The following is a 17,672-nucleotide window of genomic DNA, read 5'->3' as shown; positions in this document are numbered from 1 at the left end:
TGCTATATTCCTTATCGGACGACATTAACCACCGACGGAAAGACATCCACCCTGGATGCCCACCGGTACAGAGTTGCTGCGAAGTGTAATGTCTTGGATCAAGGAAGGCGAGCAAAGGTGCTAACGAGATGTTAAAAACAAGGGGCAGATCACGGCTTGAGCTGTGAAAAATTTTGCCAATTTGGCAAAAAACAGAAAATCCCACTGGATGATTGCGGATTTACCGGATAGATAGTGACTGAAAGCAGATAATTACTCGGGATCCTGTTCAGATTTTGTTAATTTATGCGTTCCAGGCTGATAAAGCGATAATCGTCCTGGGTTTTCAGCCGGAAATAGCCGTATACACCATTGATAGCGACAAATGGCCGGATTTTTTCCAAGGCCAGCTCTATGGTCAGGCCCTGCTCGGTACGCACCACCAGCCGTCTGGCATGGCCCTGATACATCAGCATGATCTCGTCGCTGTTGAGCGACAGCCGGAAAGTAAACTGCTTCACTGTGACTCCTGATAAAAGGCAGCTTGTGGTAAAGGTAACGCCGGTGCCTTGACCTCGTGCTCGATAAAACAGGGCAGGAGAGCCGGCTCCCCTGCCCTGCACCACTCTTAATTACTGCTGCAACGCCTTGCTTATCTTCTCGAACAGATCCCGCGCCAGCCCGTCCAGGTTGAACAGCCGGAGCAGCTCTGCGCGGATCAGCGCCTTGCGCGCCTCATCCAGTCGCTTGAACTGGATCAGCGGTGTGATGAGGCGAGAAGCCACCTGAGGATTGACCTCGTTGAGCTCGATCAGCAGATCGGTCAGGAAGCGGTAACCACTGCCATCGACGGCGTGGAACTGCACCTGGTTGTTCATGGCAAAACTAGCTACCAGAGCGCGCAGCCGGTTCGGGTTGCGAATGCTGAAGGTGGGGTGGGCCATCGCCTGGCGCACCTCAACCAGTACATCGCTCGCCGGCTTGGCACCGACCAGCCGTAGCCAGTTGTCCAGCACCAGTCCATCCCTGGCCCACTTGCCTTCGAAGTCCGCCAGCAGGGCGGCACGGCATGGCAGCAGATAGCCGTTGGCTACCTGCAGCGCCGCCAGGGTGTCGGTCATATTGTCGGCTCCCTGATACTGTTCCCGCACCAGGGCATCGGCATGCTCGGCATTCAGTGCCGCCAGATAACCCAGCACCACCCCTTTGAGGGCCCGCTTGGCCATGTCGGCATGAACCACCTGATAACCTTGCAAGCGCAGGCTCTCGTAAGTGGCCGTCAGCCGGGCACCGAACGCCTGCGCCAGCGAGGCATGAATGATATCCCGCACCTGATGGATGGCATCGATATCGGCCACCTCGAACAGCTCGGCCAGGGTAGCCTCCCCCGGCAGCGCCAGGATCTCCGCCTTGAGGGCAGGATCGAGTGCTGCATCGTCCAGAATGGCGACAAAGGCCGCCAGCAGGGTCTGGGAGAGCTCAACCCCCTGACCATGCTGCACCCGTGCCACCCCGTCGATGACCGCCTTGTTGATCAGCATCTGCGCCGCATCCCACCGGGCAAACTCGTTGCGCGCAAAGCGCATCAGGAAGGCCAGCGCCTCCTCGCTGTAGTCATAGTGCAGCTTGACCGGCGCGGAGAAGTCCCGCAGCAGGGAAGGAACCGGCTTGACCGGCACCCGATCGAACACGAAGGTCTGCTGCGCTTCCAGCACGTCGAGCACGTTGCCGATCGGCTTGCCCTGATATTGAAGCGCGACGGCGGCGCCGTTCTCGTCATACAACTCGATGTCGAGGGGAATATGCAGCGGCAGCTTCTGGGGCTGATCCTGGGTCGGCGGCGTGTGCTGGCTCACGTGCAGGCGATAGACGCCGCTTTCGGCATCGTACTCGTCGGTCACAGTGAGCTCGGGGGTGCCGGACTGGCTGTACCAGCGGCGGAAACGACCGAGATCCACCCCGGAGGCATCTTCCATCGCCTGCACGAAGTCGTCACAGGTGACGGCCTGACCGTCAAAGCGCTCGAAATAGAGGCGCATGCCGGCCTGGAAGGCGGTCTCACCCAACAGGGTATGCAGCATGCGGATCACTTCCGAGCCCTTCTCGTAGACGGTCAGGGTGTAGAAGTTGTTCATCTCTATCACCACATCCGGGCGGATGGGGTGTGCCATGGGGCCGGCGTCTTCGGCAAACTGCGGGCCACGCACGGTGCGCACGTTGTTGATGCGATTGACGCCGCGCGAACCCAGATCGGAGGAGAACTCCTGATCCCGGAACACGGTCAGCCCCTCTTTGAGGCTAAGCTGGAACCAGTCGCGGCAGGTGACGCGGTTGCCGGTCCAGTTGTGGAAGTATTCGTGGCCGATCACCCGCTCGATGCCGTGGTAGTCGCCATCGGTGGCGGTAGCCGGGTTGGCCAGCACAAACTTGGAGTTGAAGATATTGAGCCCCTTGTTCTCCATGGCGCCCATGTTGAAGAAGTCCACCGCCACGATCATATAGATGTCGAGGTCATACTCGAGGCCGAAGCGCTGCTCGTCCCAGCGCATGGAGTTGACGAGGCTCTCCATGGCAAAGCCGGCGCGGTCCAGATTGCCCTTGTCGACGAAGATCTCGAGAGCCACCTTGCGGCCGCTCTTGGTGACGTAATGGCTGCGTTCCACGTCGAAGTTCCCGGCCACCAGTGCAAACAGGTAGCTGGGTTTGGGGAAGGGATCCTGCCACTGCACGAAGTGACGGCCGCCATCCAGCTCGCCGCTGTCGACCTTGTTGCCGTTGGAGAGCAGGAAAGGGAACTGGGATTTATCGGCTGTGATGCGGGTGCTGTAGCGGGCCAGGATGTCGGGCCTGTCCAGGTAATAGGTGATGCGGCGAAAACCCTCGGCTTCACACTGGGTGCAATAGGCATCGCCGGACTTGTAGAGCCCCTCCAGCGCCGTGTTGGCGGCAGGATCCAGCAGGGTGACAACGGTCAGCACGCACTCGGCCGGCAGGTTGAACAGGGTCAGGCTGCTCTCCCCCTGCTCGTACTGGGCAAAGGGCACGCCATCCACGCTGACGCTGTGCAGGGAGAGGCCTTCTCCATCCAGCACCAAGGGTTCATTGTGTTCGCCATTGCGCCGCAGACGGGAGATGGCGGTGACCTGGGTCAGCGGCTCCTGCAATTGAAAATCGAGATCGATGCTGTCGATCCAGTAGAGCGGAGCCTGATAATCCTGGCGATATTTGGCCGTCATGGCCTGGGAGTGATCGGTCATTATTGTTTGCTTCCACGCTTGTAATTGACGTGTCAGAGGCTGTCACAACCGGTTGGCAGGGTCAAATAGTTTGCATTCAGCCAAAAGAAAGGGCGACCTGAGTCGCCCTTGTATGCATGTTTGTTCACCAACCAGGGTCAGCCTTGTTTGCTGAGTCTGGCCAGATCCGCCGTGATGTTGGCAGCCTCGACCAGATACTCATCGGGGGCTTCAAAATCGGCCGGCAACTCGTCCAGGCTCTTCACCGCCGGCTTGCCAAGGCGAGCCAGACGCTCGTTGGTACGCGCCAGCGCCTTCTCGTCCTGTTTGGCCTGATCAGCCAGACGCTCCGCCTCGTTGAGGGAGACCGACTTCTTGTCCTTCTCCTCCTTGTAGTCGGCGATGTCCTGCATCACATAGGCAAACTCCGGATCCTTGTTGATCCGTGCCTCGTGGGCCGATTGCAGCTTGGGCAACAGGCTGGCGAAATTGCCGAGCTTGTCGTACTTGGCCGAGGCTATCTTGTCCCAGGGCAGCGCGTTGAACTCACGGCTCTCACCCGTCTCTTCCGGGGCGACCGCAGTGGGGAAGCCGATGTCGGGTGCAACCCCCTTGTTCTGGGTGCTGCCACCGTTGATCCGGTAGAACTTGGCGATGGTGTACTGCACGTGACCCAGCGGCTGCTCGTAGAAGTCATAGACCTTGGCGAGGCTGCGATGCTGTTGCACAGTGCCCTTGCCGAACGAGTTCTCACCCAGGATCAGGGCGCGACCATAGTCCTGCATGGCGGCGGCAAAGATCTCGGAGGCCGAGGCGCTGTAGCGGTCGATCATCACCGACATGGGGCCGCCGTAGTAGACGTTGCCATCGTCATCGCCATTGACCGTGATACGGCCCATGTGATCACGAATTTGCACCACGGGACCGCTGGCGAAGAAGAGGCCGCTCAGGGCAGAGGCTTCGGTCAGCGCACCGCCGCCGTTGCCGCGCAGATCGACGATCAGGCCTTCGATCTTCTGCTTGTTGAGGCTGGAGAGCTCCTTGATCACGTCGTCGTGCAGATTGACGTAGAAACTCGGGATCTCGAGCACCCCTATCTTCTTGCCTTCGGCGTTGATCACCTTGGACTTGGCGGCTCTGTCTTCCAGACGCACCTTGTCGCGGGTCAGCTCGATCTGCTCGGTCTTGGCGGTGGCGCCCTTGCCGCGCTGGATCTCCAGCTTCACCTTGCTGCCTTTTGGCCCCTTGATGAGTTCGACCACGTCATCGAGACGCCAGCCGATCACATCGACAATCTTGCCGTCGTCCTGCCCTACCCCGGTGATCTTGTCATCGGGCTTGAGGTGATTGGACTTGGCGGCCGGGCCACCCGGCACCAGGGAACGAATAACGGTGAAGTCATCTTCCGCCTGCAGCACGGCACCTATGCCTTCCAGCGAGAGGTTCATCTCGGTGTTGAAGCGATCGGCGCTGCGCGGGGAGAGATAACTGGTGTGCGGTTCGATGGCGCGGGCGAAGGAGTTCATGAAGAGCTGGAACACGTCCTCGCTCTCGGTCTGGGACATCCGCTTGATGGCGTTGTTGTAACGCTTGCCAAGCAGCTCCTTGATCTCGGGCCACTCCTTGCCGCTGAGCTTGAGGCTCAGGGCATCGAACTTGACCCGCTGACGCCACAACTCGTTGAGTTCTGCTTCGTCTTTGGGCCAAGCCGCCCCTTCCCGATCAAAGATGTAATTGTCGGGCTGGGTAAAATCGAAAGGAGTATCGAGCAGTTTGAGGGCGTATTCGAACCGCTCATAACGCCGCTGCTGACTCAGATTGAACATCTCGTAGGCAGGTGCCAGCCGTCCTCTTTCGAGGTCGGTGTCAAAGCCGTTACGGTACTTTTCAAAGCGGCTGATATCAGAGGCCAAAAACAGGTTTCTGCTGTAGTCCAGATTCTCCAGATACTTGTCGTAAATCACGGAGGAAAAGGCATCGTCCAGCTTGAACTGCTTGTAATGCGAGCGGGTAAACAGATTGGCAATTCGCTTGCTAGCCGTAGCATGTTGGCTCTCTTGAGCCAACACAGGCAAATCACTTTCCTTGAGCACCGGCTCGATGGCCTGTGCAAGCCCGGCAAGCGCCAGGCTACAGGCAACGAGGGAAAAACGAATTACGCCATGCTTCAACATTTGTCTCCTTAGAGAACCAGATGCTCAAATTTGACCCGCAGCATCATGCCGGTCTGCAGTTGGACCTGAACGTCATCCTTGGTCACTTCCTTGATGGTCGCCGGTACAGGAGACTTGCCCAGCACGACCCGAACGCCTTGATCCACTTTCAGATTGGCAGCATCGACCTTCACCAAGGGCGCATCAGCAACGGGTGCCTTGGGTGCGGCTTTGGGCTTGTCAGATTTGGCGGCAGCGTCAGCCTTGCGCGGGGCAGGACGACGGGGCTGCTTGGCCTTCTCTTCTTTAGTATTGGTACGACGGCTGGCAAAGACGCGCTCTTTGCTCTCTTTCAGGGCTTGCTTGGCGTGCTCGATGTGCTCTTCGGTGAGCAGCTCGCCCGGGTTACCGTCCAGATCGACACGGGCCTGACCGGCTTTGAGGCCATGCAGGTAACGCCAGCTGGAGGTGTATTGACGCAGTGCAGAGCGCAGCATGGTCTTGGAGACTCTGGCGTCGTCAGCAAGACGCTCGGCCAAATCCTGGAAGATGCCAATCTTGAGCGGCTTGGCCTCTCCTTCAGCGATGAAGCAGGCCGGGAATTTCTCGACCAGGTAGGCAACGATCTCTTTACTGTTCTTCAGCTTCTCAGTGTTTTCCATGTATAACCTTGGCTTTCATATAAACGCGCGGGCACGCCCGAGCACAACAAAGGCCCCATTATAGAGAGCTTGGGGCCTTTTGCGAACCATCAAGCAATGACTTAGAGCATGCTTTCCAAAATTTGCACCGTTTCTTCCAGCCCAATCCGGTCTTCTGCGTCAAAACGGTTAAAGATTGGACTATCGATATCCAGTACGCCAATGATCTCGCCACCACGGCGCACCGGGATCACGATTTCCGAATTGCTGGCGCCATCGCAGGCGATGTGACCTTCGAATTGGTGGACATCGTCAATGAGCTGGGTCTTGCCCTGTGCCACTGCCGTGCCACAGACCCCGCGGCCGACCGGAATGCGCACGCAGGCCGGCTTGCCCTGAAACGGACCGAGCACCAGGGTATCCCCCTGCAACAGGTAGAAACCCACCCAGTTGATGTCGGCAAGCTCCAGCGCCAACAAGGCGGAGAGGTTGGCCAGGTTGGCGATGAGATCCGGTTCCCCTTCCAGCAGGGCCTGTGCCTGCTGGTTGAGACCGCGATAAAATGCTTGTTTTTCAATCATGATTAAATGAACTTCACTCCCTGATAATCTGTGCAAGGTAACGCCCTGCCTGAAAATTTCAAATCTATTTTCACCTTACCCCCCATCCTTTTGTTCATAAAGGCAGGGATTCAACGGCTGACGGAGAGCGCCAATTGCTGGCGCTGGCCATTGCTCCACTCGATATTGAGCAGCCAGACCATCACAGCCGAGGTGCAGGAACCCACCAGAGTCGAGCCCTGCCAGCCGCGCTCTGCCGGCTCGAAACTGACCGGTATGGTGCCCATGAACATGTCCCGCCCCTCCAGCCAGGCTTTCACCGGTTTGAACGCGGGATCCCCCCCCTGAAGCAGTATCACTAAGTCATGTTCGGCCCGCACCGGCAAGGAGGCGACGCTGACGGTCATCGACTTGTCCCCCAGCAGCAGGCTGCAGGAGGTGCGGGACAGATCACAAATCTGATCTTTTTCTGCGCCCGCCACCGCCGCCTGGCCCCCGTCAAACCAGGTTCGATAGGCAACCAATCCGAGCAAAATGGCCAGGACGATCGCCAAGTGGACAATTTTGCGTGAAGTGAGTCTCTCTTTCATGAAAAAACAACCTTGTAAGATGCCTTGAAAATGACATTTTCGTGATCTCGCGCAAGGTAAATAATTGAGCAGGCGAGACCCAACGGAGCCAAATATATCACTGTTTATACTGTTATTTTACCTGTCAGTTCAGTATCATTCCCATTGAATTTTCATTTAGCTACTTTTTGCTTTTCCTTTTATTAACAGTTGTTAACAAGGGGTAAGGCAGTAGCCAATGATGTCGGTCCATGTCACTGGACAAAAAATCAAACAACAGCAGCATCGGAAGCGGAATACAACGATGAGCCATACAACTAACCATCCTGAGTACAACTACACCGTTGTTCGCCAGTTCACAGTCATGACGATTGTCTGGGGAATTGTCGGCATGTCGGTTGGCGTACTGATCGCAGCCCAGTTGATCTGGCCTGCCCTCAACTTTGATACTCCCTGGCTGACTTACAGTCGCCTTCGCCCTCTGCACACCAATGCGGTCATCTTCGCGTTTGGCTGTAGCGCCCTGATGGCGACCTCCTTCTATGTGGTGCAACGCACCTGTCAAACCCGACTGTTCGGTGGCAAGCTTGCCTCCTTCGTGTTCTGGGGCTGGCAGGCGATCATCCTGTCTGCCGCCATTTCGCTGCCGCTGGGATACACCACCTCCAAGGAGTACGCAGAGCTGGAATGGCCGATCGATATCGCCATCACCATCGTCTGGGTCGCCTACGCCGTCGTCTTCTTCGGCACCCTGGTCAAACGCACCACCTCCCACATCTATGTGGCGAACTGGTTCTTCGGTGCCTTCATCATCACGGTGGCCGTGCTGCACATCGTCAACAACATGGAAGTGCCGCTCTCCGGCATGAAGTCCTACTCCATGTATTCCGGTGCCATGGATGCCATGGTGCAGTGGTGGTATGGCCACAACGCGGTAGGCTTCCTGCTGACCGCCGGCTTCCTCGGCATGATGTATTACTTCGTGCCCAAGCAGGCGGGTCGTCCGGTTTACTCCTACCGCCTCTCCATCGTGCACTTCTGGGCGCTGATCTCCCTCTATATCTGGGCCGGTCCGCACCACCTGCACTATACCGCGCTGCCTGACTGGGCCCAGTCGCTGGGCATGGTGATGTCCCTGATCCTGTTCGTCCCCTCCTGGGGTGGCATGATCAACGGCATCATGACCCTCTCCGGCGCCTGGCACAAACTGCGTTATGACCCCATCTTGCGCTTCCTGATCGTGTCCCTGTCGTTCTACGGCATGTCCACCTTCGAAGGCCCCATGATGGCGATCAAGACGGTCAACGCCCTCTCCCACTACACCGACTGGACCATAGGTCATGTCCACTCAGGCGCACTGGGCTGGGTTGCCATGGTATCCATCGGCGCCGTGTATCACCTGATCCCGAACCTGTTCGACCAGGGCCGCATGTACAGCATCCGCCTGATCAACGTGCACTTCTGGCTGGCTACCGTGGGCACTGTGCTCTACATAGTCGCCATGTGGATTTCCGGCGTGATGCAGGGTCTGATGTGGCGTGCGGTCAACGATGACGGCACCCTGACCTACAGCTTCGTGGAAGCGCTGCAGGCCTCTTATCCCTTCTACTTCGTGCGCTTCCTGGGTGGCTGCTTCTTCGTCACCGGCATGTTGCTGATGGCCTACAACGCCTATCGCACCATCACTGCGCCCAAGGGTTCCCTGGAACCTGTCGCACAGCCAGCATGATTGAAGAGGTCAAAGCATGAGCAACAATAACCGTCACGAGATCTTTGAAAAGAGCGTACCCATGCTGGTGGTCGGCATCATATTTGCCATCAGCCTGGGGGGCCTGGTCGAAATCACCCCGCTGTTCTTCCAAAAGCAAACTACTGAGCCGGTCGAGGGCCTCAAGCCCTATACCGCCCTGCAGATGGAAGGCCGCGACATCTTCATCCGCGAAGGCTGCACCGTTTGTCACAGCCAGATGATCCGTCCGTTCCGCGCCGAAACCGAGCGCTATGGCCACTACTCGGTCGCCGGTGAGAGCGTGTGGGAGCACCCCTTCCTGTGGGGCTCCAAGCGTACCGGTCCGGATCTGGCCCGTGTGGGCGGTCGCTATTCAGACGACTGGCACCGCGCTCACCTGATCAATCCGCGCGATGTGGTGCCAGAGTCCAACATGCCGGCCTTCCCCTGGCTCGACACCAATGTCCTGACCGGTGAACTGACCGGCAAGAAACTGGCGCTGTTCCGGGATCACTTCGGCGTGCCTTACAGCGACGCTGACATCCAGGGTGCAGGTGAAGCCGTCAAGGGCAAAACCGAACTGGATGCGCTGGTAGCCTATCTGCAATCACTGGGTCATGCCCTGAAATAAAGGAGTCAGGATATGGATTACGGCACATTTCGCGGCCTTTATACCCTGCTGTTGATGGCCATCATGATCGGCATCATCGTCTGGGCATACAGCAAGCGCCGCAAGGCCTCTTTCGACGAGGCTGCCAACCTGGTTTTTGCCGACGACGAGCAACCCGGTGCTGATAACAAGAACGCAGGAGCGAAACAATAATGAGCACTTTGTTTAGCATTTTTGTGACCGTCATCAGCCTGGGAACCATACTCGGCTGCTTCTTGCTGCTGGTGTGGTGCCTGCGCGACAAGATGGGCGTGGAAGAGGGCAAGTCCATGGGGCACGCCTTCGACGGTATCGAAGAGATCAACAACCCGCTGCCGAAGTGGTGGACCTACATGTTCCTCTTCTTCATCGTCACCGGTCTGGTCTACCTGCTGGCCTTCCCGGGCCTGGGCAACTGGAAGGGTCTGCTGGGCTGGCAGAGCTCCAACCAGGACGTCCGCTCGCTGGCCGAGTCCAAGGCGGCGGTGGCCTCCGCCAAGGCCGAAGGCCGGGCGGTGGAGTACGACCGCGAACTGGTCAAGGCTGACGAGATCTACGGCGCCAAGTTCCGCGAGCTGGCCTATCAGGCCGATGGCAAGACCTATCGCGCCATCGAAGAGATCGCCGCCGATCCGGAAGCACGCAAGGTGGGTCAGCGTCTGTTCCTGCAGAACTGTTCCCAATGTCACGGTTCCGATGCCCGCGGCGGTCGCGGTTTCCCGAACCTGACCGACAGCGAATGGCAATGGGGCGGTCAGCCTGATCAGATCAAGACCACCATCATGGGCGGTCGTCAGGGCGTGATGGCGGCCTGGGGCGAGATCCTGGGTCAGGATGGGGTGAAAGAAGTCGCCTCCTACGTGCTGAGCCTGTCCGGTCGCAAGGTCGATCTGGTCGAGGCCAAGAAGGGCGAAGCGCGCTTCACCATCTGCGCCGCCTGTCATGGCCCGGATGCCAAGGGCGGTATCGCCTTCGGAGCACCTGACCTGACCAACAACACCTGGCTGTATGGCGGTTCCCGTCAGGTGGTCGAGCAGACCATCACCCACGGTCGTCACGGCGTCATGCCGGCCTGGAAGGATATTCTGGGTGAAGACAAGGTTCATCTGCTCGCCTCCTACGTTTATAGTTTGTCCCACAACAACAAGTAAAATAAGCAGTAACATGTGATAAGCACGTGATTACTCAGCAAAAAGCCTCGACTCTTCGAGGCTTTTTGTTATCTTGTGTTGGCTGAAAAGCCTCCATTCTGTTAATCATACGTTTCGGTAGCACTCATTATGTCCCAACCCTGGTATCGCCAATTTTGGCCCTGGTTCATCATCGCCCTCCCGGCCGCCGCCGTGATCGCCAGCATCGGCACGGCCATCATCGCCAGCAAGGATGGCGTCAATCTGGTCGCCGAGGACTATTACAAACAAGGCAAAGAGATCAATCAGGACTTGAGCAAGTTCGATCGATCCGAAGCCCTCAACATTCGCATAGCGCTGGAAGTGAATGGCCAGGAGCTGACCCTCAAGCCTCTGTCGGGAGATATCCCCCCCGGTCAGGCCCTCTACCTCTCCCTGTTCCACCCGACCCTGGCCGGCATGGACAGCGAACACATGGTGACGGCCGACGCCAGCGGCGTCTATCGTCTGCTGCTCGACAAACCATTGAACGGGAAATGGCATATCCGGGTCGATGCCTTCAATCACGAATGGCGTCTGCAAGAGACAGTCCAGCTCCCGACCAAGGCGCCCGTCGAACTCGATCCCAAAGGACGTTAAGCCATGACAGGCGGTTTTCACCCTGGCGAGCCGGTTCCCGCCAGCACGCCCCATGCCCCGCTCGTTTACTTTACCTCCCGGGGCAAGACGCCATGAAGGCTTGTTTCCATTGTGGTGAGCAGGTTCCCGCCGGCAGTCGTTATGCGCTCGAGATCAAGGGCATAGTGCAACCCATGTGCTGCCCCGGCTGTCAGGCCGTGGCAGAAACCATCATGGAGTGCGGCCTCTCCAGTTATTACGAGCACCGCACAGCGCCCGGCATCAAGGGGGAACTGGTCCCGGAAGAGCTGGCCGCCCTCACCCACTACGATCTGGCCGAGGTGCAGCAGGATTTTGTCACCGACAGCGGCACGGGCAGCCACAGGCAGCGCGAGATCCTGCTCAGCGTGGAAGGGCTGACCTGCGCCGCCTGCGCCTGGCTCATCGAGCGTCATCTGACCGGCCTTGCCGGCCTGCACTACATCAACGTCAATACCACCACTCACCGCGCCCGCATCAAGTGGGATCCGGACCGGCTTGCCTTGAGCGACATCCTCAAGGGGTTCGCCAAGATAGGCTATCGTGCCTACCCGTTCCAGACCCACAACCAGGAAGCTATCTACGCCAAAGAAGTGCGCAGCTACATGTTCCGGCTGGCACTGGCGGGCCTGGGGTCAATGCAGGTGATGATGTGCGCCGTGGCGCTCTACATGGATCTCTTCATCAGCGTCGAGGATGAGTTCATGGTCTACTTCAAGTGGATCAGCCTCTTGCTCTCGACCCCCATCATGATCTACTCGGCCCAGCCGTTTTACGTGGGCGCCTGGCGCAGCCTGAAACAGGGCCACCTCTCCATGGACGTGTCGGTATCGCTGGCACTGATCGGCGCCTTCGTCGCCTCCATGTGGGCCACCGTCTTCAATACCGGTGAGGTCTATTACGACTCCATCACCATGTTCGTCTTCTTCCTGCTGCTGGGGCGTTTTCTGGAGTTGCGGGCCAGACGCAAGGCCTCCGAGTCCAGCTCCAACCTGGCGCGGCTGGTGCCCATCATGGCCACGCGCATCGATGACGATGGCGAGCACGAAGTGGCAGCCAAGATGCTGCAGGTGGGAGACAGAATACGGGTATTGGCCGGTGCCACCCTGCCGGCCGATGGCCTCATCGTCGAGGGGCAGGCCAGCCTCAACGAATCCATGCTGACCGGCGAGCAGTTGCCGCTGCTCAAGCAGCTGGGTGACAGCGTCTATGCCGGTACCATCAACACGGACGCACCGCTCCAGATCCGGGTCAGCCACCGCATCGAGGAGTCGCGCATCGCCCAGATCATGCGGCTGCAGGATCATGCGCTTGACGACAAGCCGGCCATCGCCCAGATGGCGGACGTGCTCTCCCGCCACTTCATCCTGGTGCTGCTGATCATTGCCGCGGCTGTGTGGACCTTCTGGCACTTCCATCAGCCGGAGCAGGCCTTCTGGGTCACCCTGGCCGTGCTGGTTGCCACCTGTCCCTGCGCCCTGTCGCTGGCCACGCCGACCGCGCTCACCTCGGCCACCGCCCGCCTGACCCGATCCGGCATTCTGCTGCGCCGTGGCCATGTGCTGGACGTGCTGACCAAGGCCAACCGGATCGTGATGGACAAGACAGGCACCCTGACCACGGGCAACATCAGCCTGATCAGCACCACGGCGCTGGCCGAGCTGAGCGAGGCCCAGTGCCTCGCCATCGCCCGCGCGCTGGAAGCCTACTCGGAGCATCCCATCGCCCGCGCCTTTCGCAGCAAGGCAACAGACGATGCCCTGTTGCTGGCGGCAAGCGAGGTGACACCCGTCATAGGTCACGGCATTCAGGGCACGATCGCAGGCCGGCATTACCGCATCGGCAGCGCCCGCTGGCTGGCACTGCCCACCGGGCAGACGGCCAGCCAGGGCCTTGCCGTCTATCTGGCCGATGAGTCCAGGCTGCTGGCCCGCTTCATCCTGGCAGATACCTTGCGCCCGGATGCCGGGGCGCTGATCCAGGCCTTCAAGGCCGCCGGTCTCAAGACCACCATACTCACGGGTGACAGCTCGGCCCAGGCCGACGAGGTGGCTCGCGAGCTAGGAGTGGACGAACTGGTGAAAGGGGTCACGCCGGATGGCAAGCTGTCCTATCTCAAGGAACATGAGGCCCGCGGCGATATCAGCATCATGGTAGGGGATGGCATCAACGATGCCCCCGTGCTGGCCGGTGCCCACGCCTCCTTCGCCATGGCGGGCGGCACGGATCTGGCCAAGAACAGTGCCGATGCCATATTGCTGGCCGACGATCTCTCCCGTCTGCTGGAGGCGCGCACCCTGGCCATTCGTACCCGCAAGATCATCCAGGAGAACTTCGCCTGGTCCATCGGCTACAACCTGCTGGTGCTGCCGCTGGCGGCCAGCGGCTGGTTGCCACCCTATGTGGCGGCAGCGGGCATGTCTCTGAGTTCCCTCATAGTCGTCACCAACTCCATGCGGCTGAACCGCTGAGCCATGGCCGCATATACGCGCACGATAAAGGGAGCCCGCGTTTGCCGCGCTCCCCGCCCCACAGAATCGCCGGGCCCCTGGTCACCAACGGGTGTACCATGACCACTCTCATTGCAAGGCTTGCACCATGAACATCATCTTCGTCCTGATCCCCATCGCCATCCTGTTTGTCATCATCGCCGGCGCCGTCTTCTTCTGGGCCATTCGCTCCGAGCAGTTTGAAGATCTCGACCGCCAGGGCTCCAATATCCTGTTCGATGAGGACAAACCCGCCCAGAAACCCAGCGAGCATACCTCCGATGACCGCCAGCCTTGATCTGGTCGGGGCCCTGCTGGTGGGGCTCGCCGGCTCAGGCCACTGCATCGGCATGTGTGGCGGCGTCTCGGCCGCCCTCTCCATGGCCATTCCCCCCGAGAGGCAGCACTTCTGGGGCCGGCTCGGTTATCTGCTCAACTACAACCTGGGCCGGATCCTCAGCTACGTGGTAGCCGGTGCTCTGGTCGGGGGCCTGCTGGCCACCACCAGCGAGCTGGGCGCCGGCAAGCACGCCATCGCCGGCTTGCGGTTGATGGCGGCGCTCTTGATGATAGCGCTCGGTCTCTATCTCGCCGGCTGGTGGCAGGGCATATTGCTGCTCGAGCGCATCGGCGCCCGACTCTGGCCCCGCATCAAGCCGCTGGCGGGCAAGTTTCTCCCCTTCACCTCGGCCTGGCAGGCCCTTCCCTTTGGCATGGTGTGGGGCTGGCTGCCCTGCGGTCTGGTTTACTCCATGCTGACCTGGAGTGCGGCGGCCGGTTCCGCCGGAGGCGGTGCGCTCATCATGCTCAGTTTCGGCATAGGGACCCTGCCGACACTGTTTGCACTGGGAGGGCTGGCAGACCGCCTGCGTTACTGGCTGACCCTGCGCAGTTTGCGCCAGGGCGGGGCTGTCTTGCTCATCGCGTATGGGCTTCATACTCTCTGGATCGGGATAGCGTCCTTTTGAAACCCTATCCAAAACGGATGAGTTGATGGTAAACTTGTTTGATATAAATCAATTATTCGTATGAGCCTATGATCCCGGAAAAGAAACCTGGCAGACGTATTCAGAGCGGTGGCTGTGCAATTCATTGCCAGGATTGCAGCATCAGCCAGCTCTGCATTCCCTTCACCCTGAATGACAGCGAACTCGATCAGCTCGACAGCATCATCGAGCGAAAGAAGCCGATCCAGAAGGGTGAGGAGCTGTTCAAAGCCGGCGATGAGCTGAAATCGCTCTACGCGATCCGTTCCGGGACCATCAAGTCATACACCATCACGGAACAAGGGGATGAGCAGATCACCGCCTTCCACCTCGCCGGTGATCTGGTTGGTTTCGATGCCATTCACAAGCAGGCTCACCCCTCCTTCGCCCAGGCGCTGGAAACGGCCATGGTGTGCGAGATCCCGTTTGACGTGCTCGACGATCTCTCCGGCAAGATGCCCAAGCTGCGCCAGCAGATCATGCGACTGATGAGCAACGAAATCATGGGCGATCAGGAGATGATACTGCTGCTCTCCAAGAAGAATGCCGAAGAGCGCCTCGCCGCCTTCCTGCACAATCTGTCGGTGCGTTTCTCCGAACGCGGCTTCTCCGCCAAGGAGTTCCGCCTCTCCATGACCCGCGGTGACATCGGCAACTACCTCGGCCTCACCGTCGAGACCATCAGCCGCCTGCTTGGCCGCTTCCAGAAGTCCGAGCTCATCAGCGTCAAGGGCAAATACATCACAGTGCTGGATCACGTGGCCCTCGGCGTCATGGCTGGCGCGACCCGTCCTCCCTGCGGTTAATCCTCCTCTGTTGCCGGATCGGTTTACGCTGAAATTTGATCCGGCACACGTCTCCCCACCTCCTCCTGAGCTAAGCTGTAATGGCTAAAGGTCTGCCATCATTGGTATTTTTGCCAAGGAGGAGGAGAACATGGTCAAGTACCGAAAGATCCTGGTCGTTATCAACCCGGAAGAAGAGCGGCAAATTGCCCTCGAACGTGCGGTCAAGGTGGCTGAGCTGGATGAAGGCGCTCAACTGACCCTGTTGCTCACCATTTACGACTTCTCGTACGAGATGACCGCCATGCTGTCGGTGGACGAACGGGAAGAGATGCGCCACGGCGTGATCGCCCAGCGCCGTGAATGGCTCGACGATATTCTGAAACCCTACCGTGCCAAGGGACTGGACTGCGAGATCAAGGTGGTCTGGCACAATCGGCCCTTCGAATGCGTCATTCAGGAAGTGCTGGAAAACCGCCACGATCTGGTGGTCAAGGCAACTCACCATCACTCGTTTCTGCAAACCTTCATCTTCACCCCGACCGACTGGCACCTGCTGCGCAAGTGTCCCTGCCCCGTCCTGCTGGTCAAGGAGGGTCATTGGCAACGGGGCGGCAACATCATAGCCGCCATCAATTGTTCCAGCGACGACCAGGATCAGAAGCTGCTGAACGAGCGGATCACGGAAGAAGGGATTGCCATCGCCGAGCTGCTCGGTTCCAACCTCTACCTGGTCAACACCTATCCCGGCACCCCGGTCAACGTGGCCATCGAGCTGCCGGAGTTTGATCCCAACGCCTACAACGATGCCATTCGCAAACACCATGAGGGCCTGCTGCTGAGCCATGCCGACAAATTTGGCATCAGTCATCTGTGGACCCGGGTGGCGGAAGGCCTGCCGGAAGAGGTGCTGCCCGATCTGGCCGAAGACCTGCAAGCCACCCTGATGATCATGGGCTGCGTCGGTCGCACCGGCCTCTCCGCCGCCCTGCTCGGCAATACCGCCGAACACGTGGTGGACAGACTCGCCTGCGACATGCTGATCCTCAAACCCGCCGATTACAGCTGCCCGGTAGACAGCCGGCGCAGTCAATCATAAGACGGCTTTCATCCTGGCATCTTGCCCTCCCCCGGGACATGGCTATAATAACGCGCTTATTTGTGTCCCGGGTTTTACGAGCATGCTAGAAGAGCTGAACGCCAAAGATAAATACAGTTTCAACAAACTGCAGAAGCGCCTGCGGCGCAACGTAGGTCAGGCCATCGCCGACTTCAACATGATTGAAGAGGGCGACAAGATCATGGTGTGCCTGTCCGGTGGCAAGGACAGCTTCGCCATGCTCGACATCCTGATGAGCCTGAAGGCAAGCGCCCCCATCCATTTCGATCTGGTGGCCGTCAACCTGGATCAGAAGCAACCCGGTTTCCCCGAGCACGTGCTGCCGGAATACCTGGCCACCCTGGGAGTCGACTTCAAGATCGTCGAGGAAGACACCTACTCCATCGTCAAGGACAAGGTACCGGAAGGCAAGACCACCTGCGCCCTCTGCTCCCGTCTGCGCCGTGGCATTCTCTATCGCACCGCCCAGGAGCTGGGCTGCACCAAGATTGCCCTCGGTCATCACAGGGACGACATACTCGAGACCCTGTTCCTCAACATGTTCTACGGTGGCAAGCTCAAATCCATGCCGCCCAAGCTGGTGAGCGACGATGGCAAGAACGTGGTGATCCGCCCGCTGGCCTACTGCAAGGAGAAAGACCTGGTGCGCTATGCCGAGGTCAAGGCCTTCCCCATCATCCCGTGCAACCTGTGCGGTTCGCAGGAGAACCTGCAGCGTCAGGCCATCAAGCAGATGATGCAGGATTGGGATCGCCGCTTCCCGGGTCGTATCGAGACCATGTTCACCGCCATTCAGGACGTGATCCCGAGCCACCTGCTCGATCACAAGTTGTTTGACTTCAAGAGCATCAACCGCGACTCCGGCATCATAGATGGCGGTGACAAGGCATTTGATCCGCCTGAACTGCCCAAGGCGCCGCTGCTGGACATCGACGAGATGGACATGCTGGATGTGATTGAAGTGCGCTAAGCACGATAGACACAAGTCC

At 59.0% G+C, this 17,672-nt stretch carries 17 protein-coding genes; 11 read left to right on the top strand and 6 right to left on the bottom strand.

Going from position 1 to position 17,672, the window contains the following annotated elements; genetic code table 11:
* Positions 1-278: 278 nt before the first annotated feature.
* The 6 genes from ACM3N8_RS00465 to ACM3N8_RS00440 form a co-directional block, all read right to left on the bottom strand.
* Positions 279-500, bottom strand: a complete 222-nt coding sequence (locus ACM3N8_RS00465; RefSeq protein ID WP_043555777.1) for a DUF2835 family protein — start codon at positions 498-500, stop codon at positions 279-281.
* A 111-nt stretch (positions 501-611) separates the two neighbouring features.
* On the bottom strand, positions 612-3,236 hold the full coding sequence (gene pepN, locus ACM3N8_RS00460) for an aminopeptidase N (RefSeq protein WP_378082195.1): 2,625 nt from the start codon (positions 3,234-3,236) through the stop codon (positions 612-614).
* Between the two features lie 137 nt (positions 3,237-3,373).
* Positions 3,374-5,389 carry a carboxy terminal-processing peptidase gene (prc, locus tag ACM3N8_RS00455; protein ID WP_042866428.1) on the bottom strand — a complete coding sequence of 672 codons (2,016 nt, stop codon included), beginning with the start codon at positions 5,387-5,389 and terminating at the stop codon, positions 3,374-3,376.
* 8 nt (positions 5,390-5,397) lie between these two features.
* A complete protein-coding gene (proQ, locus tag ACM3N8_RS00450) occupies positions 5,398-6,030 on the bottom strand; it encodes an RNA chaperone ProQ (protein WP_043135353.1) in 633 nt (210 codons plus the stop codon).
* A gap of 101 nt (positions 6,031-6,131) precedes the next feature.
* Entirely contained in the window at positions 6,132-6,590 is a 459-nt protein-coding gene (locus ACM3N8_RS00445; protein ID WP_098984030.1) for a GAF domain-containing protein, read from the bottom strand.
* Positions 6,591-6,700: 110 nt separating this feature from the next.
* Complete coding sequence (locus tag ACM3N8_RS00440) at positions 6,701-7,159, bottom strand: hypothetical protein (RefSeq protein WP_290018103.1); 459 nt, start codon at positions 7,157-7,159, stop codon at positions 6,701-6,703.
* 283 nt (positions 7,160-7,442) lie between these two features.
* Here ACM3N8_RS00440 and ccoN point away from each other — a divergent pair, with 283 nt between their 5' ends.
* From ccoN to ttcA, 11 genes are all read left to right on the top strand, one after another.
* Complete coding sequence (gene ccoN / locus ACM3N8_RS00435) at positions 7,443-8,867, top strand: cytochrome-c oxidase, cbb3-type subunit I (RefSeq protein ID WP_043135357.1); 1,425 nt, start codon at positions 7,443-7,445, stop codon at positions 8,865-8,867.
* 16 nt (positions 8,868-8,883) lie between these two features.
* Positions 8,884-9,498, top strand: coding sequence for a cytochrome-c oxidase, cbb3-type subunit II (gene ccoO / locus ACM3N8_RS00430; RefSeq protein WP_042866433.1), 615 nt, complete (start codon positions 8,884-8,886; stop codon positions 9,496-9,498).
* Between the two features lie 12 nt (positions 9,499-9,510).
* A complete protein-coding gene (locus tag ACM3N8_RS00425) occupies positions 9,511-9,690 on the top strand; it encodes a CcoQ/FixQ family Cbb3-type cytochrome c oxidase assembly chaperone (RefSeq protein ID WP_005315611.1) in 180 nt (59 codons plus the stop codon).
* The gene (gene ccoP / locus ACM3N8_RS00420) at positions 9,690-10,667 is read left to right on the top strand and encodes a cytochrome-c oxidase, cbb3-type subunit III (protein WP_043135358.1); all 978 of its coding nucleotides are present in this window, start codon (positions 9,690-9,692) and stop codon (positions 10,665-10,667) included. The genes ACM3N8_RS00425 and ccoP overlap by 1 nt, the downstream gene beginning before the upstream one ends.
* A 129-nt stretch (positions 10,668-10,796) precedes the next feature.
* Entirely contained in the window at positions 10,797-11,285 is a 489-nt protein-coding gene (locus ACM3N8_RS00415) for a FixH family protein (RefSeq protein WP_098984028.1), read from the top strand.
* A 92-nt stretch (positions 11,286-11,377) separates the two neighbouring features.
* The gene (locus ACM3N8_RS00410) at positions 11,378-13,774 is read left to right on the top strand and encodes a heavy metal translocating P-type ATPase (RefSeq protein WP_290018099.1); all 2,397 of its coding nucleotides are present in this window, start codon (positions 11,378-11,380) and stop codon (positions 13,772-13,774) included.
* 127 nt (positions 13,775-13,901) lie between these two features.
* Positions 13,902-14,090 (top strand): cbb3-type cytochrome oxidase assembly protein CcoS, encoded by a 189-nt coding sequence (gene ccoS, locus ACM3N8_RS00405; RefSeq protein ID WP_043135361.1) that lies wholly within the window; start codon positions 13,902-13,904, stop codon positions 14,088-14,090.
* Positions 14,074-14,760, top strand: a complete 687-nt coding sequence (locus ACM3N8_RS00400) for a sulfite exporter TauE/SafE family protein (protein ID WP_290018097.1) — start codon at positions 14,074-14,076, stop codon at positions 14,758-14,760. The genes ccoS and ACM3N8_RS00400 overlap by 17 nt, the downstream gene beginning before the upstream one ends.
* Positions 14,761-14,828: 68 nt before the next feature.
* A complete protein-coding gene (locus ACM3N8_RS00395; protein ID WP_042866440.1) occupies positions 14,829-15,584 on the top strand; it encodes an FNR family transcription factor in 756 nt (251 codons plus the stop codon).
* A 130-nt stretch (positions 15,585-15,714) separates the two neighbouring features.
* A complete protein-coding gene (gene uspE, locus ACM3N8_RS00390) occupies positions 15,715-16,662 on the top strand; it encodes a universal stress protein UspE (RefSeq protein WP_043135363.1) in 948 nt (315 codons plus the stop codon).
* Positions 16,663-16,744: 82 nt separating this feature from the next.
* Positions 16,745-17,653, top strand: a complete 909-nt coding sequence (gene ttcA, locus ACM3N8_RS00385; protein WP_042037821.1) for a tRNA 2-thiocytidine(32) synthetase TtcA — start codon at positions 16,745-16,747, stop codon at positions 17,651-17,653.
* Positions 17,654-17,672 lie beyond the last annotated feature (19 nt).

This window comes from Aeromonas sp. A04 (assembly GCF_047780465.1).
Lineage (GTDB): Bacteria > Pseudomonadota > Gammaproteobacteria > Enterobacterales > Aeromonadaceae > Aeromonas > Aeromonas bestiarum.
The sequence above is the reverse complement of the archived record's forward strand: the minus strand, read 5'-3'. Positions and strand labels throughout refer to the sequence as shown.